The 22389-nt window shown below is 72.0% G+C and carries 19 protein-coding genes; all 19 read right to left on the bottom strand.

Translation table 11 applies throughout. The annotated features are described in order from the left end of the window. Positions 1–91: 91 nt before the first annotated feature. Complete coding sequence (gene recN / locus AB6A69_RS00320; RefSeq protein WP_371059611.1) at positions 92–1741, bottom strand: DNA repair protein RecN; 1650 nt, start codon at positions 1739–1741, stop codon at positions 92–94. Between the two features lie 44 nt (positions 1742–1785). Further along, positions 1786–2649: an outer membrane protein assembly factor BamD gene (locus tag AB6A69_RS00315; protein WP_371059202.1), complete on the bottom strand. Its 864-nt coding sequence runs from the start codon at positions 2647–2649 to the stop codon at positions 1786–1788. Between the two features lie 139 nt (positions 2650–2788). Beyond that, entirely contained in the window at positions 2789–3709 is a 921-nt protein-coding gene (gene lpxC, locus AB6A69_RS00310) for a UDP-3-O-acyl-N-acetylglucosamine deacetylase (RefSeq protein ID WP_371059201.1), read from the bottom strand. 269 nt (positions 3710–3978) lie between these two features. Beyond that, on the bottom strand, positions 3979–5583 hold the full coding sequence (gene ftsZ / locus AB6A69_RS00305; RefSeq protein WP_371059200.1) for a cell division protein FtsZ: 1605 nt from the start codon (positions 5581–5583) through the stop codon (positions 3979–3981). Positions 5584–5765: 182 nt separating this feature from the next. Then, positions 5766–7097, bottom strand: coding sequence for a cell division protein FtsA (gene ftsA, locus AB6A69_RS00300; RefSeq protein WP_371036733.1), 1332 nt, complete (start codon positions 7095–7097; stop codon positions 5766–5768). Positions 7098–7104: 7 nt separating this feature from the next. Next, entirely contained in the window at positions 7105–7983 is an 879-nt protein-coding gene (locus AB6A69_RS00295; RefSeq protein ID WP_371059199.1) for a cell division protein FtsQ/DivIB, read from the bottom strand. Then, positions 7971–8840 carry a D-alanine--D-alanine ligase gene (locus AB6A69_RS00290; protein WP_371059198.1) on the bottom strand — a complete coding sequence of 290 codons (870 nt, stop codon included), beginning with the start codon at positions 8838–8840 and terminating at the stop codon, positions 7971–7973. Before AB6A69_RS00290 ends, AB6A69_RS00295 begins: the two co-directional genes overlap by 13 nt. 113 nt (positions 8841–8953) lie before the next feature. Continuing rightward, positions 8954–9937, bottom strand: coding sequence for a UDP-N-acetylmuramate dehydrogenase (gene murB / locus AB6A69_RS00285; RefSeq protein WP_371059197.1), 984 nt, complete (start codon positions 9935–9937; stop codon positions 8954–8956). 98 nt (positions 9938–10035) lie between these two features. Beyond that, positions 10036–10314, bottom strand: coding sequence for a hypothetical protein (locus AB6A69_RS00280; protein ID WP_371059196.1), 279 nt, complete (start codon positions 10312–10314; stop codon positions 10036–10038). Further along, positions 10307–10579 (bottom strand): DUF2484 family protein, encoded by a 273-nt coding sequence (locus AB6A69_RS00275; protein WP_371059195.1) that lies wholly within the window; start codon positions 10577–10579, stop codon positions 10307–10309. Before AB6A69_RS00275 ends, AB6A69_RS00280 begins: the two co-directional genes overlap by 8 nt. A gap of 289 nt (positions 10580–10868) precedes the next feature. Then, the gene (murC, locus tag AB6A69_RS00270; RefSeq protein WP_371059194.1) at positions 10869–12266 is read right to left on the bottom strand and encodes a UDP-N-acetylmuramate--L-alanine ligase; all 1398 of its coding nucleotides are present in this window, start codon (positions 12264–12266) and stop codon (positions 10869–10871) included. Beyond that, the gene (locus tag AB6A69_RS00265; RefSeq protein ID WP_371059610.1) at positions 12263–13339 is read right to left on the bottom strand and encodes a UDP-N-acetylglucosamine--N-acetylmuramyl-(pentapeptide) pyrophosphoryl-undecaprenol N-acetylglucosamine transferase; all 1077 of its coding nucleotides are present in this window, start codon (positions 13337–13339) and stop codon (positions 12263–12265) included. Before AB6A69_RS00265 ends, murC begins: the two co-directional genes overlap by 4 nt. 20 nt (positions 13340–13359) lie before the next feature. After that, complete coding sequence (gene ftsW / locus AB6A69_RS00260) at positions 13360–14526, bottom strand: putative lipid II flippase FtsW (protein ID WP_371036740.1); 1167 nt, start codon at positions 14524–14526, stop codon at positions 13360–13362. 109 nt (positions 14527–14635) lie between these two features. Further along, positions 14636–16036, bottom strand: coding sequence for a UDP-N-acetylmuramoyl-L-alanine--D-glutamate ligase (gene murD / locus AB6A69_RS00255; protein ID WP_371059193.1), 1401 nt, complete (start codon positions 16034–16036; stop codon positions 14636–14638). 142 nt (positions 16037–16178) lie between these two features. Further along, on the bottom strand, positions 16179–17261 hold the full coding sequence (mraY, locus tag AB6A69_RS00250; protein ID WP_371054694.1) for a phospho-N-acetylmuramoyl-pentapeptide-transferase: 1083 nt from the start codon (positions 17259–17261) through the stop codon (positions 16179–16181). Next, positions 17262–18713: a UDP-N-acetylmuramoyl-tripeptide--D-alanyl-D-alanine ligase gene (murF, locus tag AB6A69_RS00245; RefSeq protein WP_371059192.1), complete on the bottom strand. Its 1452-nt coding sequence runs from the start codon at positions 18711–18713 to the stop codon at positions 17262–17264. Further along, complete coding sequence (locus AB6A69_RS00240) at positions 18710–20194, bottom strand: UDP-N-acetylmuramoyl-L-alanyl-D-glutamate--2,6-diaminopimelate ligase (RefSeq protein ID WP_371059609.1); 1485 nt, start codon at positions 20192–20194, stop codon at positions 18710–18712. The genes murF and AB6A69_RS00240 overlap by 4 nt, the downstream gene beginning before the upstream one ends. A 58-nt stretch (positions 20195–20252) precedes the next feature. Beyond that, the gene (locus AB6A69_RS00235; RefSeq protein WP_371036744.1) at positions 20253–22040 is read right to left on the bottom strand and encodes a peptidoglycan D,D-transpeptidase FtsI family protein; all 1788 of its coding nucleotides are present in this window, start codon (positions 22038–22040) and stop codon (positions 20253–20255) included. Then, positions 22037–22387 (bottom strand): cell division protein FtsL, encoded by a 351-nt coding sequence (locus tag AB6A69_RS00230; RefSeq protein ID WP_371054691.1) that lies wholly within the window; start codon positions 22385–22387, stop codon positions 22037–22039. Before AB6A69_RS00230 ends, AB6A69_RS00235 begins: the two co-directional genes overlap by 4 nt. Between the last annotated feature and the right edge of the window lie 2 nt (positions 22388–22389).

Below are 22389 nucleotides of genomic sequence, written 5' to 3'. Positions count from 1 at the left end.
ACGGGACCGCGGACGCGCCCGTCCGGACATCGGCCCGCGGAGCCGCAGCCCGCGTCGGTGACCGGCACACGTGGGCGGGCCGGACACCCGCTCAGCCCGACAGAAGCGCGCGGGCCGCCGACCGGGCCTCGTCGGTCACCCGGTCGCCGGAAAGCATGCGCGCAAGCTCGTCCACCCGCGCGTCACCCGAAAGCGGGATCACGGTGGACCGGGTCGTGTCCGCATCCACGTGCTTTTCGACCCGCATGTGATGACGGCCGAGCGCGGCGACCTGCGGCGAATGGGTCACCACCAGAACCTGCCCGGCCGACGCCAGCTCCTTCAGGCGCCGGCCGACCGCGTCGGCCGTGGCACCGCCCACGCCGCGGTCGATCTCGTCGAAGATCATGGTCACGCCCCCCTCGGGCGCGGCGAGCGACACCTTGAGGGCGAGCAGGAAACGGCTCAGCTCGCCGCCCGAGGCGATGCGGTTCAACGGGCCCGACGGTGCGCCGGGGTTGGTGGCGACGGTGAACTGAACCGCGTCGCGGCCCTCGGGCCCCGGCTGCGCCTCCGTCACCTCCGTGCGGAAGGCCGCGCGCTCCATCCGCAGGGGCGCGAGCTCGGCCTCCACCGCCCGGTCGAGCCGCCCGGCGGCCTCCCGCCGCGCCGCGCCGAGCGCGTCGGCGGCCTCGGCGTAGGCCGCCTCGGCCTCGTCCCGCGCCGCGCGCAGCCGCGCCAGATCCGCGCTGCCCGCGTCGAGCGCATCGAGGCGCGCGCGCAGCGTCCCGGCAAGCTCGGGCAGCTCGTCTGGCATCACCTGATGCTTCCGCGCGAGGCCGCGGATGGCGAAGAGCCGCTCCTCCACGCTCTCGAGCTCGAGCGGATCGAAGGCCAGGGCCTCGAGGCACTCTTCGACACCCGAGGCGGCCTCGCCCAGCTCCACCATGGCCCGCGACAACGCGGCGAGCGGCGCCTCGAGCCGGCCCTCGGCGCGGTCGGCCACCCCCTCGAGCCAGCGCAGCGCATCGCCCATGGCCCCTTCCGCACCGTCATTGCCAAGGGCCGCAAGGGCGCGGGCCACATCCTCGCGCGTGCGCTCGGCCCCCTGCATGAGCCTGCGGCGCGCGTCGAGCGCCTCTTCCTCGCCGGGCTCGGGCGCGAGATCCTCCAGCTCGGCCACGGCGTGGCGCAGGAACTCCTCCTCCGCGCGGGCGGCGGCCAGCGCCTCCTCCGCCTCGTCCAGCGCGGCGGCCGCGCGGCGCCGGCCCGTCCATGCCGCGCGCGTGGCCGCGATCAGGGACCCGAGAGCGGCGAAGTCGTCGAGCATCGGCCGGTGGCCGCGCGGGTCGAGCAGGCCGCGATCGTCCTGCTGGCCGTGAAGCTCGACCAGCGTTTCCGACAGCCGGCGCAGCACCTCGCCGGAAACCCGGCGATCGTTCACCCAGGCCGTCTTCTGGCCGCCGGTACGGTTCACCCGCCGCAGGATCAACTCGTCACCGGCCACGAGCCCCGCCTCGTCCAGAACGGCGCGGGCGGGGTGGGTGCGGGGCAGCGCGAACACCGCCGTCACCTCACCCTCCGAGGCGCCCTCGCGGACAAGCTCGGCCCGGCCGCGCCAGCCCAGCACGAAGCCCAGGCAGTCGAGCAGGATCGACTTGCCCGCCCCGGTCTCGCCCGTCAGCACGTTCAGGCCGGGCTCGAAGGCAAGCTCCAGCCGGTCGATGATCAGCATGTCGCGGATGTCGAGGGTGCGCAGCATGGGGTCGAAGGGCGCGGGCGGCATTCAGCCGCCCGGCATCCCGATCAGAGCCATTCGCCGCGCACGACCTGGCGGTAGATGGCGGCAAGCCAGTTGTCGCCTTGCGCCCGCGCCTCGAGCCCGCGCCCGGTCAGCAGCGCGAAGCTGTCCTCGTACCAGTCGGTCGCGCGGTAGTTGTAGCCCAGGATCGCCCCTGCCGACTGCGCCTCGTCGGTCAGGCCGAGGGACAGGTAGGACTCCACCAGCCGGTGCAGCGCCTCCGGCGTGTGGGTCGTCGTCTGGAAATCCTCCACCACCACGCGGAACCGGTTGATCGCGGCGGCGTAATGGCCGCGCTTCAGGTAGTAGCGGCCGACTTCCATCTCCTTGCCGGCGAGGTGGTCGAAGGCGAGGTCGAATTTCAGGATCGCGGACCGGGCGTATTCGCTGTCGGGATAACGTTCGATCACCTCGCGCAGGGACTGCAGCGCCTGGAAGGTCACGCCCTGGTCGCGGCCCACGTCCTCGACCTGGTCGTAGTAGCTCAGCGCCAGCAGGTACTGGGCGTAGGCGGCATCCTCTTCGGCGGGGTAGAAATCGATGTAGCGCTGTGCCGCGGCGCGCGACTCCTCGTAGCTGCGATCCTGGTGCCAGGCGTAGGCCTGCATGATGAGCGCACGCTCCGCCCATTCGGAATAGGGATAAAGCCGCTCGACCTCGGAGAAGTAGAAGGCCGCGTCTTCCTCGCGTCCGCGCTGCAGTTCGTATTCGCCGCGCTCGTAGATCTGCTGGGCCGAAAACGACTCGAGCGGCGCGTTGCTGCCAAGAAAGCCTCCCCGATCGGCGCTGCCTCCACCGCCGCAACCTGCCAAGAGCGCGGCAAGCAGCGCCGCCGCGGTCATTCTGGACAGTATCGCCTTGCCCGTCATGCTCGTTCACCTCTGTCCGGGTTGTCCGGTTCCGGTCCGGCCCGGCCGGACGCGCCGGTCCTAGCACATAAAGAAACGAGGCAAAACGGCTTTGAGCATCCACCGGCGGCGCGGCGGCGCCCAGGCTGGACGGCTCGCCTCACGCCACCGCGGAGATTTCCGCCAGCGCGGCCCCCACACCCGGCAGCCGTGCCGCCGTATCCGCGTCGCAGGCCACGAGACGCACGGCGTCCGTTTCCGCGAACAGGCGGTGCAGAAGCGCGTTGGTCATCGCGTGGCCGGCCCGGTGCCCGGTGTAGCGGCCCAGTATCGGCGCCCCGGCGAGCGCGAGATCCCCGAGCGCATCCAGCATCTTGTGGCGCACGGGCTCGTCGGCGTGGCGCAGGCCGCCAGGGCTCAGCACCCGCGCGCCGTCCACCACCACCGCGTTTTCCAGCGTGCCGCCAAGCGCGAGGCCCTGCTCGCGCATCGCGTCCACGTCGGCCTGCCGGCAGAAGGTCCGGCTGTCGCACAGTTCGCGCACGAAGGTCCCGTTCGACATGTCGAGCGACAGCGCCTGCGCGCCGATCGCCGCGTCCTCGAAATCGATCTCGAACGCGATCCGCAAACGGTCGTCGGGCGACAGCATGGCCCAGCCCGCCCCCGTCTCGACGCGCACCTCGCGGAGCACCTCGAACGCGCGCACCGGCGCGTGAAGCCTGCGCACGCCGCGGGACAGGATCGCCTGGACGAACGGCGCGGACGAGCCGTCGAGGATCGGCACCTCGGGGCCGTCGATCTCGATCAACGCGTTCTGGATGCCCGTCCCGGCGAGCGCGGCCATGACATGCTCCACCGTGGACACGGTGACGCCCGCACGGTTGCGCAGCCGCGTGCAAAGCGCCGTCGGCTCCACCGCGTCCCACCGCGCCGGAACCAGCGCGTCACCGACCAGAATGTCGGAGCGCCGAAACCAGATGCCATGCTCGGCCGAGGCGGGGCGGATCGTCATCCTCGCCGGCCGGCCCGAGTGCAGGCCCAGGCCTTCGAAGCGCAACTCTGATTTGAGTGTGGTCTGCAACTGGACCCCCGAAACCTGTTCGTTCAAAGCGTGCGGCGTGACGGATCCCGTCGAGCGCATGCACCTTCCTGGACGGGATGGTGGTAACCGGAGGGCGCGGGTGTGCTCAATTCAATCTTTCTAACGGGCTGAAACATGGCGCCCGCCGCGACGGCATGAACCCGCCTACGATGAAAAACTCACCACAAGCCCCTGATAATCATGATGTTTCAGAAACGAAAAGGCCGGCCCGAGGGCCGGCCGATTTCGCGCTGTTGCGGATTTGCCGCTCAGTTTGCCTGCCGCCGCAGGAAGGCCGGGATCTCGATCCGCTCCTGGTCGGGGTCCTGCTCGCTCGACGGGGCGGGCTCCTGCGCCTCGGCCGGGCGCGCGGCCTGAACCGGCGGCGTGCGGCGCGCGACCTGTGCACCGCCGCTCGCGCGGTCCGCGTTCTCGTGCCCCGTCATCCGGTCGATGAGGGAGCCCAGACCGAAGCGGCTGCGATCGCCCGAGGCGGCGGGGGCGGGCCGCGCATCCTGCGCGGGGGCCGCACCCGGCGCGGAGTCGCTGCCCCCGCGGCGCACGGCCGCGCGCAGGCGGTCCATCGCCTCGGGCGACGGGGTTCCGGGCGCCGGGGCGCGCGGGGCGACGAAGGCTTCGGGATCGGCCTCGATCGTGTCCTCGCGCGGCTCGAAGCGCGCCACATCCGGCTGGTAGGCCGGCGGCGGAACGTCGTCTTCGTCGACATGGCCTTCGCCTGCCGCGTCGTCGTCCGGCAGCGCCTCGAAGAGCGAGGGCTCTTCGCCGGTCGCGGCCACGCGCGGCGTGTCGGCGGCGGGGGCGTCTTCCCAGTCGGGCGCGACCGCCTCTTCCTGCGTGAGCGGGCGCGCGAGCGAGCGGCGCGGCACCGGAACCTCGAGCGAGGCATCGCTCGCGTCGATGCCTGTCGCCACGACGCTCACCCGCATGACGCCCGCCATCTCGGTGTCGAGTGTGGAGCCCACGATGATGTTCGCCTCGGGGTCGACCTCTTCGCGGATGCGGTTGGCGGCCTCGTCGAGTTCGAACAGCGTGAGATCGTGCGCGCCGGTGATGTTGATCAGGACGCCCTTGGCGCCGCGCAGGCTGATCTCGTCGAGCAGCGGGTTGGCGATCGCCTTTTCGGCCGCCTGGATCGCGCGATCCTCGCCCTCGGCCTCGCCGGTGCCCATCATCGCCTTGCCCATCTCGTCCATCACCGCGCGAACGTCGGCGAAGTCGAGGTTGATCAGGCCCGGGCGGACCATGAGGTCGGTCACGCCCTTCACGCCCTGGTAGAGCACGTCGTCGGCGAGGCTGAACGCCTCGGTGAAGGTCGTCTTCTCGTTGGCGAGGCGGAAGAGGTTCTGGTTGGGAATGATGATGAGCGTGTCCACCACCTTCTGAAGCGCCTCGACACCCTCCTCGGCCTGGCGCATCCGCTTCACGCCCTCGAACTGGAAGGGCTTCGTCACCACGCCCACGGTCAGCACGCCGAGTTCCCGCGCGGCCTGCGCGATGATCGGCGCCGCGCCGGTGCCGGTGCCCCCGCCCATCCCGGCGGTGATGAAGCACATGTGCGCCCCCGCGAGGTGGTCCACGATCTGCTCGATCGACTCCTCGGCCGCCTTGGCGCCCACCGTCGCCCGCGCGCCGGCGCCCAGCCCTTCGGTCACCTTCACGCCAAGCTGGACGCGGTGTTCCGCGTTCGACTGCTGCAGCGCCTGCGCGTCGGTGTTCGCGACCACGAAATCAACGCCGCCGAGCTGCTTGTCGATCATGTTGTTGACCGCGTTACCCCCGGCGCCGCCGACGCCGAAGACCGTGATGCGGGGCTTCAGTTCGTCCTGCCCCGGGACCGAGAGGGTGAGTGTCATCGATCTGTCCGCCTGCTTTTTTCGAGGACCGACCTCGTTTCGGGTCGGAATTCTGCCTGTCCTGACGCGAGTCTACCGGGACTGTGCCGCTTCGTCACGCAAAAAACGCCTGAAAAGCCCCAAATATGGATGCCCCGCGGCGCATTTTCGCGGGATTTCGCTCATATTGCGACATCTTGCGGTCACCAGTTGTCGCGGAACCATTTTACTGCCCGGCGCAGGCTGCGCGCCGGATACCGTTCCACCGGGATCTCGAAATCCCACCACTCGTCCTGCGGATGCGCGGCAAAGAGGGCGAGGCCGACGACGCCGGCGAACCCGGGACCGGTGGCCGCCTGCGGCAGGCCATGCACGCGCAAGGGCCGCCCAAGGCGCACCTGCTGGCCGAGGATGCGGCTCGCCAGCCCGTCGAGACCGGGGATCTGGCTTGCCGCACCGGTAAGCACGATCTGCTGCGAGGGCAGATGGTCGAAGCCCGCCGCGTCGAGGCGCGCGCGCACCTCCTCGAGGATCTCCTCGACCCGCGGGCGCATGATCCCGATCAGCTCCGCGCGCGAGACGGTGCGGCGGTCGTGTTCCCAGTCTCCCGTATCGCCGCCGATCTCGATCATTTCGCGGTCGTCCATGCCGGTCGCCACGACACCGCCGTAAAAGGTCTTGATCCGCTCGGCGTTCGCCGTCGGGATCTGGAGGCCCATCGAGATGTCGCCGGTGACGTGATCGCCACCCATGCGCACCGCGTCGGCGAAGATCATGTGCTTCTTGATGAAGATCGACACGCCCGTCGCGCCGCCGCCCATGTCGATGCAGGCCGCGCCGAGCTCCTGTTCGTCTTCCACCAGCGCGGATAGACCGGCGCAGTAGCTCGACGAGGCCAGCCCCGCAAGCTCGAGGTCGCAGCGTTTCATGCAGTAGGCGAGGTTCTGGACCGCCTGCGCATCCACGGTCAGCATGTGCATGTCGCAGGCGAGGCGGTTTCCGATCTGGCCACGGGGATCGCCGAGGCCGGTGCGGTGGTCCAGCGCGAAGTTGACCGGCTGGGCGTGCAGCACCTCGCGGCCCGTCCCGAATTCGGGCACCTCGCAGGAGGAAAGGGCGCGGGCCACGTCCTGCTCCGTCACCATCGGCCCCTCCAGCTCGACCTCTCCCGCCAGCCCGTAGGAGCGCGGCCCCGCTCCCGAGAAGCAGGCGATCACGTGATCCACCCGGATCTGCGCCATCTTCTGGGCGGCCTGCACGGCGGTGCGGATCGCGCGCTCGGTCTCGGCCATCGCGTCGATCTCGCCGAAGCGCACCCCGCGCGAGCGGGTCGTGGCCGCCCCGATCACGCGGAACCCGGCCTGCCCCGCAAGCGAGCCCACGCCGTCGCCCACACGCCCGGCGGTCCCGTCGAAGCGCAGCACCAGGCATGCGATCTTCGAGCTGCCCACGTCGAGGATGGCCACCACGCCGCGCTGCATCGCGGCGCGACGCATGTTGCGCATGGCGCGCTGGGACTCGTACAGCTCGATCATGGGCGTCTCACTCCTCTCCCCATTGCAGCGCCCGGATCCGGCGCAGCTCTTCCACCGCGCCCGCGTTCAGGCGGATCGTCGGCCGCGCCGGCAGGCGCATGTCGACGGCCGCGACATCGCGGGCAAAAAGGTCCTCGGCCTGGTCCATGGCGATCACCCGCTCGAGCGCGCGGCGCGCGCCCGTCGGCGGCAGCAGGATGCGCTGGCCGCGGTCCAGAACCACGTCCCAGCGCCGTTCGCCCACCCGGATGAGGCCGCGGAACCGATCGTGCAGGGGACGGGCGGCGGCGACGAGCGCGAGCGCCTCGGCCACCGCGGCGTCGGCCCCTTCACCGGCCACCAGCGGCAGGTCGGCGCGCGCGGCGCGCGAGTCGACCGGGTGGACAAGCGCGCCACCGGCATCGAGCAGATCGAGCCCGTCGCGGTGCCGCCAGACCACCGCGGGCACGCGTTCGGTCACGTCCACCTGCAGGATGCCGCCCGGCCGGATGCGCAGCGCGACCGCCTCCACCGGGGAAAGCTCGAGGACCTGGGCGCGCATGGCGTCGAGATCCAGATCGAAGCTCGTCGTCGGGAAATCGACCTGGAGGATTTCGCGGATATCGGCTGCCACGCCCGCGCTCGCGCCGTCGATTGCCATGAGGTCGACCCGGAACTCGGGCCGGCTCTCGATCGCGTGGCGCAGGTTGGCCACGGCGCCGACGATCGCCTCGCGCCGCGCCGCGTCGGAGAAATAGACCGCCCCCGCGGCGACCACGGCGACGAGCGGCACGCCCAGGCGCAACGCGACGCGGAAGAGCGGCGTCAGCATCAGCCGTTCCATCCGGTAGGCCAGGCGCGACGGCGCCGGATCGCCCTGCCGCACCCAGCGCGTCAGCGGTCGCATGAGGCGTCCTCCACCATCCAGCGGCACATCTCGCCGAAGCTCATCCCCACGGCGCGGGCCTGTTCGGGGCTGAGCGAGGTGGGCGTCATGCCGGGCTGCGTGTTGAGTTCCAGCACCACGAGGCCGTCAGCGCCCTTCGCCTCGTCCCAGCGGAAATCCGTGCGCGACACACCGCGACAGCCCAGCACCTCGTGGGCGCGGCGCGCGTGGTCGAGACAGAGCGCCGCGATCACCTCGGGGATCTCGGCTGGCACGACGTGGCGCGAGCCGCCGGGCGCGTACTTGGCGGCATAGTCGTACCAGCCGTCGGTCAGGATGTCGGTCACGGCCAGGGACCGGCCGCCCATCACCGTGGTCGTCAGTTCCCGTCCGGGCGCGAAGGCTTCCACCATGACGGTCTCGGGCATCTCGTCGGAGAGCGCGGGCGGCGCGTCGGCCGCCGCGTCGACGATGTAGATCCCGACCGAGGATCCCTCGTCGTTGGGCTTGACCACGTAGGGCGGGGTCATGACGTGGCGCGCGCGCACCTCGTCCCGGGGCGCGAGGACGCTCTCGGCCACCGGCAGCCCCGCCGCCGCGAAGACCTCCTTGGAGCGCTGCTTGTCCATGGCGAGCGCCGAGGCCAGCACGCCGGAATGCGTGTAGGGCAGCCGCATCCACTCCAGCAGGCCCTGGACGCAGCCATCCTCGCCCCAGCGGCCGTGCAGCGCGTTGAACACCACGCCGGGCCGAGCCTCGGCGAGCCGTGCGGGCAGGTCGGGGCCCGCGTCGATCTCGGTGACGCGGAATCCCTCGGAGCGCAGCGCCGACGCGCATTCGCGGCCCGAGGACAGCGACACCTCGCGCTCTGCGGACATGCCGCCCATCAACACCGCCACATTCGGGGTTGTCCTGCTCGACATACCCTCGCCTCAATGCCCCGGGCGTTCGCGCCCGTGTCGTTCCGCCTGGTCCCCGGGCAGAAGCCCGGTCAGGACTTGTCGTTATCGAACTGGATCGTGCCTGTTTCAGGGGCCGTTTCGCCGACCCTCATGATCTCCCACTCTAGCTCTATTCCGCTGTTTTGGAAAACCCTTTTTCGGACGCGTTCGCCCAGCGCCTCGAGCTCGGCGGCCGTGGCCCCGCCCGCGTTGGTCAGGAAATTGGCGTGCTTCTCCGACATCGCCGCGCCGCCGTGCCGCGCACCGCGCATCCCCGCCTCCTCGATGAGCTTCCAGGCCTTGAGCTCATGGGTGTCGTCGGCCCGCCCGGTGGAGGAAAACCCCGCCGGGTTGCGGAAGGTGGAGCCCGCGCTGCGCGCCCGGGTGGGCTGCGTGGCGTCGCGGCGGGCCAGTTGTTCCTCCATCCGCGCGCGCAGCGCCTCGGGCGCGCCCGCGGGCGCCTCGAACACCGCCCGGGTGAGCACCCACCCGTCGGGCAGGTCGGTCTGGCGGTAGCGGAAATTCAGCTCGCCCGGCCCCAGCGTCACGACCTCGCCCGCGCGCGTCACCGCGGTCGCCTCCACGAACCGGTTCGCGACATAGGTGCCGTAGCAGCCGGCATTCATGCGCACCGCGCCGCCGATCGCGCCGGGAATGGTGCGCAGGAAGGTCAGGTCGCGCCCCGCCTCCGCCGCGCGCCGCGCCACATGGGCGTCGAGCGCGGCGGCCCCGGCGATGACGCGGCCGTCCTCGATCCGAATGTGGTTGAATCCGCGCCCGAGGCGGATCACCACGCCACGCACGCCACCGTCCCGCACGATGAGGTTGGAGCCCACGCCCATGGGAAAGACCGGCACCGCGGGGTCGAGCGCCTTCAGGAACGCCGCGAGATCCCCGGTGTCGGCGGGCTGGAAAAGCCACTCCGCCGGCCCGCCCACCCGAAGCCAGGTGAGCTCCGACAGGGGCTTGCCTTGCGTCAGGCGCCCGCGGACCTCGGGCAGGGCGGCGGGGGGCGGGGCTGTGGTTCGGCTCATCTCGGCGTCTCCCGTCGCCGGGTCCGTGCCGGCCCCGGCGGCTTTGCGATAGCGTTCGCCGGCGCCACGGGCAAGGGCGCCGCGGCCTGCACCCGCGCTCACCGCCCGTGCCGCCCGGCCCAGAGGCCGAAGGCGAAAAGCGCCGAGGAGACGGCCGCCACGCCCGCCCAGCCGATGGCGACGGCGGCGGGCGCGACAGCGGGGCCCTCGCTGCGCGCGAGCGCCGCCCAGGTGACGAGCGCGAAGCCGGAATAGAGGGCGAGGAGCGCGAGGTAGCGCCCCGCCCTGCCCTCGAGCCCCGCGGCAAGCGCCACCCAGGCCATGAGCGGCGCGAGCGCCCAGCCGCCATAGGCGAGGACGGGGCCGAGGCTAACCATCGCCGTCCGGCCCCCGCGGCGGCCCGAGGCGGGCCGCGACGCTGCGCCAGAGATACCAGACCGGCCAGCGCAGCACGCTCATCCCCGCCGCGAGCGCGAGAAGCCCCGCCCAGGGCCCGTTCTCGTAGGTGACGAAGCCCAGGATCGGAATGCCCGCGGCGATCAGCCAGTAGGCCCGGGTCCAGTGATTGTCCCGCGAGGGGAGCATCCCCGCGACATTGGCCAGCACGACCCAGAGGCAGGCGAGCGTGAGCGACAGCGTCATGGCGTCCCCCCGGCCGCGCGGCAGGTCGCGGGCACGCCCGATCCGAAGGGGCGCGCCACGGGGGTCGCGCTTGCGCGGGTCGCTCCAGGGACATGGCCGCGCGCGGCGCCTGGCCTCCCGCGCCCGTCGAACGCATCTTCGAAGACGCGTGGCCCGTGGGCCGGCAGGCCGGGCCGCGGCGAGATCGCGCCGCCGGATCGATCGATCGCGACAGCCGCGCTCTCCGCCACGCCGGGGGCGGCCGGCAGACCCGGCCCGGTGCGGTGCGCGTGCGCGGCGGCCGCCACCGTCACCCCCCGAGCCGCCCGGGCAGCGCGTTGGCCCAGGCGGAGATGCTGCCCGCGCCGAGGCAGACCACCATGTCCCCCGGCTGCGCCTCTTCGCGGACGAGCCGCACCAGGTCCTCCTCGCCGCCGATGGCGCGGGCGTGCCGGTGACCGTGGCGGATGAGGCCGGCCACCAGGTCGTCGCGCGAGGCGCCCGCGACGGGGTCCTCTCCGGCGGCGTAGACCTCGGCGATGGCGACCACGTCGGCCTCGTTGAAGCAGCCGCAGAAATCCTCGAAGAGCGAGGAGAGGCGGGTGTAACGATGCGGCTGGTGCACCGCGATCACGCGACCCTCGCCGCTCTGGCGCGCGGCGCGGAGCACGGCCGCGATCTCCACCGGGTGATGGCCGTAATCGTCGATGATCGTCACGCCGCCGACCTCGCCCACCTTCGTGAACCGGCGGTTCACGCCGCGGAAGGCGGCGAGCGCGTCGCGGATGCCCGCCCGGCTGATGCCGAGATGGCGCGCCACCGCCACCGCGGCAAGCGCGTTGGAAACGTTGTGCTCGCCGGGCATGGGCAGCCGGCAGCCCTCGATCATCCTGCCCTCGGCCTGCAGCGCGACGTCGAAATGCGCCTCGCCGCCCTCGTAACGCAGGTTCACCGCCCGCACGTCGGCCTGCGCGTTGAACCCGTAGGTCAGCACCCGCCGATCGGTCAGCCGCCCGGCAAGGGCCTGCACCTCGGGGTGGTCGGTGCAGAGCACGGCGAGCCCGTAGAACGGGATGTTGGAGACGAAGTCCTGGAAGCCCTGCTTCAGCCGCGCGAAATCGCCCCAGTGCTCCATGTGCTCGGGGTCGATGTTGGTGACGATGGCGATGGTGGCGGGAAGGCGGTTGAAGGTGCCGTCGGATTCGTCGGCCTCGACCACCATCCACTCGCCCTGCCCCATCCGCGCGTTGGAGCCGTAGGCGTGGATGATCCCGCCATTGATCACCGTGGGATCGAGCCCGCCCGCATCGAGCAGCGTCGCCACGAGGGTCGTCGTCGTGGTCTTGCCGTGGGTTCCGGCCACCGCGACGTTCGACTTGAGCCGCATGAGCTCGGCCAGCATCTCTGCGCGGCGCACCACCGGAAGGCCCCGCCGGCGCGCCTCGTCGAGTTCCGCGTTGCCGGGCTTGATGGCCGAGGAGATCACCACGACCTCCGCGTCGTCGAGGTTTCCGGCGCGCTGGCCCTCGAAGACGCGCACGCCCATGCCGGCCAGCCGCTCGGTGATCGGGCTTTGCTTCAGGTCGGACCCCTGCACGGTGTAGCCGTGATTGACCAGCACCTCGGCGATGCCCGACATGCCGATGCCGCCGATGCCCACGAAATGGATCGGCCCGACATCGGTGGGAAGTTTGGTCGCTGCGCTCATCGCTGTCCTTTCACCGCCAGCTCCTCGACCATGCCCGCAAGCCGCTCCACCGCGTCGGGCACCGCGCAGGACAGCGCGGCGGCGGCCATCTGGGTCGCCCCCTCGGGATTGTCCAGCACCAGGCGGATCTGCTCGGACAGGCTTTCCGGCGAAAGCTTGGATTCGGGGATGCGGATCGCGCCCCCGGCCTCGGTGAGCGCGCGGGCGTTCGCGGTCTGATGATCCGCCGTGGCGGCGGCATAGGGCACGAGGATCGCGGGCCGCCCGATCGCCGCGATATCGGCCACCGAGGAGGCGCCGGCGCGGCTGATGACGAGCTGCGCCTCGCTCATCCGGCGCGGCACGTCGTTGAAGAAGGGGCGAACCTCGGCATCGATGCCATTCTCGGCATAGAAGCCCGCGACGCGCGCCCGGTCCTCCTCGCGGGCCTGATGGCTGACCCGCAGCCGGGCGCGCAGCGCCTCGGGCAGGCGCACCACCGCCGCGGGCACCGTGTCGGACAGGATGCGCGCGCCCTGGCTACCCCCGATCACAAGAAGCGACATCGGGTAGTCGCCGGGCGGGATGTAAGGCGCGCCGGCCCGCTCCTGCACGGCGCCGCGTACGGGGTTGCCCACATGGATGCCCTCGATGCCGCCGGGCAGCGCCGTGGGCCAGGTGCCGCAGGCGACCGCGTCCACGCGCCTGGCGAAAAGCGCGTTCACCCGCCCCGGCACGCCGTTCTGCTCGTGGATGATGCGCGGGATGCCCAGGGCCACCGCCGCCGACAGCGCGGGGATCGTCGGGTAGCCGCCGAAGCCGACCACCACCAGAGGGCGGTCGCCGCGCATGGCGAGGATCGCCGTCGCCACGCCCTGCGCGATCCGGAAGGGCGCCGCGGCCCGGGCCAGCGCGCCGCCGCGCGAGACGCTCGCGCTCGCGATCTCGTCGATCTGAACGCTGTGCGGGAAGCCGCCGGTGTAGCGCGCACCGCGATCGTCGGTGGAAAGCTTCACGCGCCAGCCGCGGCGCAGCATCTCCTCGGCGAGCGCCTGGGCGGGAAACATGTGCCCGCCCGTGCCGCCCGCGGCCATGACGAGAAGCGGCGCGGCGCTCACCGCAGCCTGCCCCGCAACAGCTCGCCGATCTCGCCTTGCGGGCGTGTCCGCGTGAAGGCGAGCAGCATGCCCATCGCGATCCCGGTGGCGATGATCGACGATCCGCCGTAACTCACGAAGGGCAGCGTCATGCCCTTGGCGGGCAGCAACCGCACCGCCACGCCCATGTTGATCATGGCCTGCACACCGAACATCGCGGCAAGCCCGGTTCCGGCCAGGCGGATGAACGGGTCACGCTCGCGCATCAGCCGCGAGAAGGCGCGCACGACCACCGTGGTGTAGAGCGCGATGAGAACGAACACGAGGACAAGCCCGTATTCCTCGGCCGCGACCGCGATGATGAAATCGGTGTGCGCGTCGGGCAGCGACCATTTCACCTGCCCCTCCCCCACGCCGACCCCGAAGAAGCCGCCCTCGCGGATCGCGTTGGTGGCGAAGCCGAGCTGAGTGTTGGGATCGACCTCGGGGGCGAGGAAGCCGTCGATGCGGCGGGCGAAATGCTCCGAGCCGGAATAGGCGACCGAGCCCGCCAGCACCACGATCCCCGCGATCCCGGCCAAAATGAAAAGCGGCGCCCCGGCCACGAAGTAGATCACGCCCCACCCGAAAAGCACCAGCGCGGCCTGCCCGAAATCGGGCTGAAGCGCGAGCATGAGCACGATGGCGACGGTCAGCGCGAAGGACCACGTGCGCCCCGGCGGGCCGTTGATCTCCTGGCTGGCCGCGACGAGCCAGGCGGCGACCACGACGAAGGCGGGCTTGAGGAACTCCGAGGGCTGCACCGAGGCGAAACCGAGCGAGTACCAGCGCACGGCCCCCTTGCCGAAATCGGTGCCGAAGACGGGCAGGAAGACGAGCGCCACGAAGGCGGCGAGAAAGCCCAGCACGGCGAGGCGCCGCACGGTGTGGGGGGTCATCATGGAGACCGCGAGCATGGCCAGGAGCGCCGCGACCCCGAAAATCGCCTGCCGCTCGACGTAGTGGAAGGCGTCGAAGCCGTTGCGCGCCGCGAGCGGCGGCGAGGCGGCGAACCCCAGAAGCAGGCCGATGCCGAACAGGATGAGCACGCAGGAGATCGTCCAGCGATCCACCGTGCGCCACCACTTCGAAAGGATGGGCTCGCCGTCCCGTACCGGAACGGAGCCATAGACCATTTCCGTCATGGGTCCTGCCGCTCGCTGCCTCTGTCCGTGTCCCTTTTGGCGGGACTTGGACGAAAGGATAACGAAAACACCGCCCGCGCGCCAGCGCAAAGACCGCGCATGCTGCGCCTCAGCCCAGCCGGGCGCGCACCTCGGCGATGAAATCCTCGCCGCGCTGCTCGAAGTTGTCGTACTGGTCGAAGCTCGCGGCGGCCGGCGCAAGCAGCACCGTGTCGCCCGGCTCCGCCTCTTCCATGGCGCGCTCCACCGCGCGGCCCATGACGCTGCAGACCTCCGTGTCCACACCGCGAAGCGCCACCGCGAAGCGCTCTGCCTCGCGGCCGATGACGTAGGCCTTCACCACCGCGCCCATGCGCCCCTCGAGCGCCGAGAGCCCGCCCGTCTTCTCCAGCCCGCCGCAGATCCAGCGGATCCGCGGGAACGCGCCGAGCGCGCGCGCGGCGCTGTCGATGTTGGTGGCCTTGGAATCGTTGACGTAAGTGACCCCGCCTGCCTCCGCGATGACCTGGCTGCGGTGCGGCAGGCCCGCGAAACTCGCGAACCCCGCCTCGATCTGGCGCGGGCCGAGCCCGAGCGCGCGCGCCGCGGCGTAGGCTGCGCAGGCATTCTGGTGGTTGTGCGCGCCGGGAAGGCCCTTGATCCCGCGCAGGTCGACCGAGGCCACCTGCCGCGCCTTGCGCCACTCCGCCAGAAACCCCTTGCGCGCGCAGACCGACCAGCCCGGTCCGGCGAGCTTGCCCTCGCCCGAGACGCGGATCACCCGGTCGTCCCCCGGCGCCTCGGCGAGCTGGCCGGCGAGGAAGCGGCCCTCCGGCTCGTCCACCCCGATCACCGCGCGGTCCGGGCCGCCCTCGGCGAAGAGCCGCCGCTTCGCGGCGAAATAGCCGCCGAGCCCGCCGTGACGCTCGAGGTGGTCTGGGGTCAGGTTCGTGAACACCGCGATATCGGGCGTGAGCGCGCGGGCGAGTTCGGTCTGGTAGGAGGAAAGCTCGAGCACGATCACCTCCGCCTCGCCGGGCGGGTCGATGTCGAGCACGCCGCGCCCGATGTTCCCGGCAAGCTGCGCGGGCCGCCCGGCCTCGCCCAGGACATGGTGGATCAGCGCCGCGGTGGTGGACTTCCCGTTCGAGCCGGTGACGGCCACCACCCTCGGCGGCGTGTCGAAGCCGTCCCAGTCGCCGCGCCCGAGGGAGGCGAAGAAAAGGCCCACGTCGTTGTCGACCGGTATCCCCGCCGCGACCGCCGCCGCCACCACCGGGTGCGGCGCCGGATAGAGATGCGGGATGCCCGGAGAAAGCACGAGCCGCGCGACGCCCTCGAAGGCGCCCGCGCTTGAGAGATCGTGAAGCGGCAGGCCCTCCGCCTCGGCGCGCGCCCGCGCCTCGGGGCTGTCGTCCCAGAGAAGCGGGCGGGCGCCCCCCGCCGCGAGGCTTCGTGCGGCCGACAGCCCGGACCGTCCCAGCCCGAGCACCGCGACCCTCTGGCCGGCAAATCCGGAGACCGGGATCATGCGGGCCTCCCGCGCCGGCGCCGCGCACCGGGCGCCGTCCTTCTTCTTCTTGGATCCAAATACTCCGGGGGAGCCGCGCGCCCCGCGCGCGACGGGGGCAGCGCCCCCTTGCCCGCCTTCACGATCGCGCGCCGCCCGCGCATCACCGCACCTTGAGGGTGGCCAGCCCGATCACGGCGAGGATCAGCGAGATGATCCAGAAACGGATCACGATGGTGGGCTCGGCCCAGCCCTTCTTCTCGTAGTGGTGATGTATGGGCGCCATCAGGAAGACGCGCTTGCCTGTGCGCTTGAAGTAGAGCACCTGGATGATGACCGACAGCGCCTCGACCACGAAGAGCCCGCCCACGATGGCCAGCACGATCTCGTGCTTGGTGGCCACCGCGATCGCGCCCAGCGCGCCGCCCAGCGCGAGGCTTCCGGTGTCGCCCATGAAGACCGCCGCGGGCGGCGCGTTGTACCACAGGAAGCCGAGGCCGCCGCCGATCAGCCCGGCGGTGAAGATCAGGATCTCCCCGGTGCCCGGCACGTAGTGGACGTCGAGATACTCGGTGAAGTCCACCCGCCCCACGGCGTAGGCGATCACGCCGAGCGTGCCCGCAGCGATCATCGAGGGCATGATGGCGAGCCCGTCGAGCCCGTCGGTCAGGTTCACGGCGTTGGCCGCGCCCACGATCACCACCATCGCGAAGGGCACGAAGAGGATGCCCAGATTGACCAGCGTGTCCTTGAAGACCGGCAGGGCGAGCTGGTTGGTCAGCTCCGCGGGGTGCAGCTGGGCCGCCCAGAAGGCCGCGATGCCCGCGATCAGGACGCCGAGCGCGACCCGCAGCCGGCCCGGCACGCCCTTCACGTTCTGCCGCGACACCTTGGCGTAGTCGTCGGCGAAGCCGATCAGTCCGAAGGCCAGCGTGACGAAGAGTACGATCCAGACATACCCGTTGTCGAGCCGCGCCCACAGCAGGGTCGAGACGGTGAGCGCGCCCACGATCAGCAGCCCGCCCATGGTGGGCGTGCCCGCCTTCGTGACATGGGTTTCCGGCCCGTCCGAGCGGATCGGCTGGCCCTTGCCCTGGCGCCGGCGCAGCACGTTGATGAGCGGCGGTCCGAACAGGAAGCCGAACAGCAGCGCGGTCAGAAAGGCGCCGCCCGCCCGGAAGGTGATGTAGCGGAAGAGGTTGAACACATCCCCGCCGTCGCTCAGCAGCGTGAGCCAGTAGAGCATCTACTCGTCTCCCGAAAGGGCTTGCGCGGCGGGATGCCCGAGTTTCCGCACAGCGTCAACAACGGCCGAAAGCCCGGTGGAAAGCGACCCCTTGACCATGACCACGTCGCCCGCGTCGAGATCGCGCCGCACGCCGGCGGCCATCTCCTTCGCGCGCGTCGCGTGCCGGCCGCGCTTTGCGGGCGGCAGCGCTTCCCACAGGTGCCGCGCGAGGGGGCCCACGGTGTGGACCACGTCGATCCCGGCCATCGCCGGATGCCGGGCCAGCGCGGCGTGCATCTCGGCCTCGCCGCCACCGAGCTCCTTCATGTCGCCGAGATAGGCCACCCGCCGCCCCCGCGCCTTGCGCCCGACGTCGTGGCGCACCTCGGCGCCCGCCAGCACCTCGAGCGCCGCGCCGACGGAGGCCGGGTTGGCGTTGTAGGCCTCGTCGATGAGGTCGATGGCCAGGCGGCTGTCCACGGGATCGAGCCGCACGACCTCGCGCGCGCCGCGCCCGGCGACCGGCCGCCAACGGGCGAGGTCCGCGATCGCCACCGCGCGGTCGAGGCCGAGCGCCCAGCCCGCGGCGAGCACGGCAAGCGCGTTGAGCGCGAAATGCCGCCCCGGCGCCTGCACCTTGTAAAGGATCGGGGCCCGCCAGGCCCGCGCCTCGCAGACGGTGGCGGTGTCGCGGATGGTGGCGCGGAGCAGTCGGTGGTGGTTGCGCGCCGCCTCGCCGAAGGTGACCACGCGGCGTGCGCCCGCCCGCCGCGCCGCCGCCTCGAGAAGGGGCGAGGTGTCCAGATCGCCGTTCACGACCGCCGTGCCGCCGGGGCGAAGCCCCGCCATGATCGAGGCCTTCTCGGCCGCGATGCCCTCCAGGCTGCCGAAGGCGCCGAGATGCGCGGGCGCGACCGTGGTGATCACCGCCACGTCGGGGCGCGCCTGGCGCGCCAAGGGCGCGATCTCGCCCGGCGCGTTCATGCCGATCTCGATGACGGCATAGCGCGTGTCGGCGGGCATCCGGGCGAGCGTGAGCGGCACGCCCCAGTGATTGTTGTAGCTCGCCACCGAGGCGTGCGTCACCCCCTGCCCGGCGCAGACCGTCTTCAGCATCTCCTTGGTCGAGGTCTTGCCGACCGAGCCGGTCACGGCGACCACCCTGCACCCGGTGGCGCGCGCGCGCGCCGCGGCACCGAGCGCCTCGAGCGCGGCCTGCACATCCTCCACGACCAGCAGCGGCGCGTCGCCGGCCACGTCCTCGGGCACGCGCGCGACCATCGCCGCCGCGGCCCCCCTCGCCAGCGCGTCGGCCACGAAGTCGTGGCCGTCCCGCGCCGCGGTGAGCGCCACGAAGAGGTCGCCGGGCGCGAGCGTGCGGGTATCGATGGAGACGCCCGTGGCGGCCCAGTCGCGGGTCGCGCGCCCGCCGGTGGCGCGGGCGGCGTCGGCGGAGGTCCAGAGCGTCACGGCGCCCGCCCTTCGAGCGCGGCGACGGCGAGGCTCGCCTGCTCGGCGTCGTCGAAGGGATAGACCGTGCCCGCGACCTCCTGGCCCGTCTCGTGGCCCTTCCCGCAGATCAAGAGCGCGTCGCCGGGGCCGAGCGCGGCCACCCCGCGCAGGATCGCTTCGGCCCGGTCGCCCACCTCGGCCGCGCCGGGGGCGCCTTCCATCACCGCGGCGCGGATCGCCGCCGGCGCCTCCGAACGCGGATTGTCGTCGGTGACGATGACGAGATCGGCATGCGCGGCCGCCGCCGCGCCCATGGGCGCGCGCTTGGTGGTGTCGCGGTCGCCTCCTGCGCCGATCACCGCGACGAGCCGCCCCATCACATGCGGCCGCAGCGCGCGCAGCGCGGTCGCGATGGCGTCGGGGGTGTGCGCGTAATCGACATAGACGCCGGCCCCGTTCGCGCGCGTGGCGGCAAGCTGCATCCGCCCGCGCACGGTGGAGAGCGCGGGCAGCGACGCAAGGACGCGCTCGGCCTCGGCGCCGCAACCGATGGCGAGCCCGGCGGCGAGCGCCGCGTTCCACGCCTGGAAATCGCCCACGAGGGCGAGCTTCGCCTGAAAGGCGCGGCCCTCCCAGGACAGGCGCAGTTCCTGGCCCTGGGGCTCGCAGCGCTGCGCGAGGATGCGCAGATCGGCCGCCTCGCCCCGGCCCACGCCGATCACGCGCTGCCCGCGGGCGCGGGCGATCCGGGCGACATCCTCGCCCCGCGCCGCGTCGAGGTTGACCACGGCCACCCCGTCCTCGGGCAGCACGCGGGAAAAGAGCCCGGCCTTGGCCTCGAAATACGCCTCCAGGCTCTCGTGGTAGTCGAGATGATCCTGGCTGAAGCTGGAAAACCCCGCGGCGCGCAGCACCACGCCGTCGAGGCGGCGCTGCTCGAGCCCGTGGGAGGACGCCTCCATCGCCGCGTGGGTCACACCCGCGGCGGCGGCCTCGGCGAGCACGCGGTGAAGCGTCACGGGCTCTGGCGTGGTGTGGCCGAGCGGGTGATCCCACGCGCCCTCCACGCCGGTGGTGCCGAGATTGACCGCGACCTCGCCCAGCGCGGTCCAGATCTGGCGCAGGAAGCTGGCGACGGAGGTCTTGCCGTTGGTTCCGGTCACCGCCGCCATCACCTCGGGCTGGGCGCCGAACCAGAGCGCCGCGGCGCGGGCGAGCGCCTGGCGCGGATCCTCGGCCACCACGAGCGCGGTAGCGGAGGCCGCGAGCGGCTCGGCGGCGAGGCGCGCGCCCTCGGCATCCGTGAGCACCGCCGCGGCACCCTTTGCAAGCGCGGCGGGCAGGAACGCCGCGCCGTGGGCGCGCGTGCCCGGCAGCGCCGCGAAAAGATGGCCGGGCGCGACCTTGCGGCTGTCCACGGAAATCCCGGTGACGCGGGCCGCACGGCCGCCTTGCGCGGTCAGGCCCAGTTCCGAAAGGCCCTTCTCCCGCTCGCCCATGCCCTGCCGCTCCGTTCGTGCCATGCCTGCCCGCCGCCCCGGCACGCGTGCCGTGCCTTCAGTTGGCGGTGAGCGTTACACCAGTCTGCGGGGCGGGTTCAATCTCGGGCCGCAGCCCCAGGATCGGCGCGACGCGGCGGATCATCTCGGCGGCCACGGGCACCGCCGTCCAGCCCGCCGAACGCCGCGGTTCCGCGCCCGAGGTCTCCACCGGTTCGTCGAGCGCCACGACGAGCACGTATCGCGGGTCGTCGGCGGGAAAGATCGAGGCAAAGACGGCGATCACCTTGTCCTCGTAATAGCCGCCACCGGCCTTGCGCGGCTTGTCGGCGGTCCCGGTCTTGCCGCCGACGCGATAGCCGCGCACCTCGCCCAGGCTCGCGGTGCCCTCGGTGACCACGCGGCGCAGCATGGTGCGCGCCTTGTCCGCCGAGGCGGCCGTCATCACCCGCTCGCCGAGGCGGGGGGCGTCCTGGCGCAGCAGCGTCGGCGTCACGCGAAAGCCGCCATTGGCGATCGCCGCGTAGCCCGCGGCGAGGTGGAGCGGCGTGACCGAAAGCCCGTGCCCGTAGGAGATCGTCACCGCCGAAAGATCGGTCCAGCGCTCGGGCAGCAGCGGCGCGCCCTGCGCCGCCTCGGGCATCTCGACGGGAACCGGCTCGAGCAGGCCCAGACGGTCGAGAAACGCGCGCTGGCGCTCCGGCCCGATCTGCAGCGCGAGCCGCGCCGTCCCCCGGTTCGAGCTGTGCACGAGGATGCCGTCCACGGTCTGCTCGCCGTAATCCTTGTTGCGGAACTCCCGGATCGCGAAACCGGACACCCGCATCGGCCCCGAGGTGTCGATCAGCGTGTCGTCATCGGCGAGCCCCAGCTCGAGCGCCTGCACCGCCGTGAAGGTCTTGAAGGTGGAACCCAGCTCGTAGACGCCCTGCACCGCGCGGTTGAAAAGCGGGCTGTCGGCGGCCTCCCCGCGCGGCGGCGGCGCGGGCCGGTCGTTGGGATCGAAATCCGGCAGGCTCACCAGGCTGACGATCTCTCCGGTCTTCACGTCCATCAGCACCGCGGCCGCGCCCTTGGCGTTGAGAAGCCGCATGCCGCCGTCCAGCACGCGCTCTGCGGCGGCCTGCACCGTGAGGTCGAGCGACAGCGCGAGCGGCGCGCCCGCACGGGCCGGGTCGCGCAGGCGCGCGTCGAAGGTCTTTTCCACGCCCGCGACGCCGATCACCTCTGCGGCGTGCACGCCCTCGCGCCCGAAGCCCGCCCCGCCCAGCACATGCGCCGCGAGGCGTCCGTTGGGATAAAGCCGCATCTCGCGCGGCCCGAAAAGCAGCCCCGGCTCGCCGATGTCGTGCACCGCCTGCTTCTGCTCGGGGCTGATCTTTCGCTTGATCCACAGGAACTTGCGCGCGCCCGTGAAATCGGCGCGCAGCTTCTCGGCATCGAGGTCCGGGAAGATCCGCGCAAGCTCGCGCGCGGCCGTGTCGGGGTCCACCATCAGGGGCGGCTGCGCGTAAAGGCTGTGCGTGCCCATGTTGGTGGCCAGCACCCGGCCGTGCCGGTCGGTGATGTCGGCGCGCTGCGCGAGGATGGAGGCGCCCGGCGCGCGCACGCGCGGCTCTTCGGGCTCTGAGGCCGCGAGATGCGCGGTCCGCCCGCCCACGAGGGCGAAGGCGAAGACGAAGGCCACGCCCAGCACCAGCAGCCGCGCCTCGGCGCGCTGGCGCAGCCGGTCGCGCATCTCCTCGTGGCGCAGGCGGATGTTCTCGCGCTCGATCGCGTCGGGGCTTTCGCCCCTGGCGCGGGCCTCGAGGATCCGGGCGAGCGGGCGCAGCGGCTTGCGGATCATGGCGTCGACTCTCCCTGCTCGGAAATCTCGACCACGTTGGCGATGGGCTCGGGCGCGTCCTCAGCAGGATAGGCGACCTGCTCGACGCGGCCGAACTGCTCGGGCCGGAAGGGCAGAAGCCCGAGCGTGTCGAAGTTCATCTCGGCAAGCTCCATCAGCCGGTCGGGCCGGTTGAGATAGGCCCATTCGGCCCGCAGCACCGCGAAGCGCGCCCGCGTCTCGGCGATCTGGCGCTGCAGGGCCTCGGTCTCGGCGATGGCCTGCTGGGTGCGATAGTTCTGGTGGTAGGCCCAGAAGGCGAGTCCGATCACGGTGCACGCGGTGGTCACGAAAAGCAGGGTGCGCATCT

The sequence above is a fragment of the Rhodosalinus sp. 5P4 genome, from assembly GCF_041365695.1.
Lineage (GTDB): Bacteria > Pseudomonadota > Alphaproteobacteria > Rhodobacterales > Rhodobacteraceae > Rhodosalinus.
Note: the sequence above shows the minus strand (reverse complement) of the source record. Positions and strands in the feature narration are given on the sequence as shown.

Bases quoted from the DNA above. Each gene is read 5' to 3' on its own strand.
- recN (WP_371059611.1), bottom strand. From the start codon at position 1,741: ATGCTGCGCACCCTCGACATCCGCGACATGCTGATCATCGACCGGCTG.
- AB6A69_RS00315 (WP_371059202.1), bottom strand. From the start codon at position 2,649: ATGACGGGCAAGGCGATACTGTCCAGAATGACCGCGGCGGCGCTGCTT.
- ftsZ (WP_371059200.1), bottom strand. From the start codon at position 5,583: ATGACACTCACCCTCTCGGTCCCGGGGCAGGACGAACTGAAGCCCCGC.
- ftsA (WP_371036733.1), bottom strand. From the start codon at position 7,097: ATGATCGAGCTGTACGAGTCCCAGCGCGCCATGCGCAACATGCGTCGC.
- AB6A69_RS00295 (WP_371059199.1), bottom strand. From the start codon at position 7,983: ATGCGACCGCTGACGCGCTGGGTGCGGCAGGGCGATCCGGCGCCGTCG.
- AB6A69_RS00290 (WP_371059198.1), bottom strand. From the start codon at position 8,840: ATGTCCGCAGAGCGCGAGGTGTCGCTGTCCTCGGGCCGCGAATGCGCG.
- murB (WP_371059197.1), bottom strand. From the start codon at position 9,937: ATGAGCCGAACCACAGCCCCGCCCCCCGCCGCCCTGCCCGAGGTCCGC.
- AB6A69_RS00280 (WP_371059196.1), bottom strand. From the start codon at position 10,314: ATGGTTAGCCTCGGCCCCGTCCTCGCCTATGGCGGCTGGGCGCTCGCG.
- AB6A69_RS00275 (WP_371059195.1), bottom strand. From the start codon at position 10,579: ATGACGCTGTCGCTCACGCTCGCCTGCCTCTGGGTCGTGCTGGCCAAT.
- murC (WP_371059194.1), bottom strand. From the start codon at position 12,266: ATGAGCGCAGCGACCAAACTTCCCACCGATGTCGGGCCGATCCATTTC.
- AB6A69_RS00265 (WP_371059610.1), bottom strand. From the start codon at position 13,339: ATGGCCGCGGGCGGCACGGGCGGGCACATGTTTCCCGCCCAGGCGCTC.
- ftsW (WP_371036740.1), bottom strand. From the start codon at position 14,526: ATGACGGAAATGGTCTATGGCTCCGTTCCGGTACGGGACGGCGAGCCC.
- murD (WP_371059193.1), bottom strand. From the start codon at position 16,036: ATGATCCCGGTCTCCGGATTTGCCGGCCAGAGGGTCGCGGTGCTCGGG.
- mraY (WP_371054694.1), bottom strand. From the start codon at position 17,261: ATGCTCTACTGGCTCACGCTGCTGAGCGACGGCGGGGATGTGTTCAAC.
- AB6A69_RS00240 (WP_371059609.1), bottom strand. From the start codon at position 20,194: ATGGGCGAGCGGGAGAAGGGCCTTTCGGAACTGGGCCTGACCGCGCAA.
- AB6A69_RS00235 (WP_371036744.1), bottom strand. From the start codon at position 22,040: ATGATCCGCAAGCCGCTGCGCCCGCTCGCCCGGATCCTCGAGGCCCGC.
- AB6A69_RS00230 (WP_371054691.1), bottom strand. From the start codon at position 22,387: ATGCGCACCCTGCTTTTCGTGACCACCGCGTGCACCGTGATCGGACTC.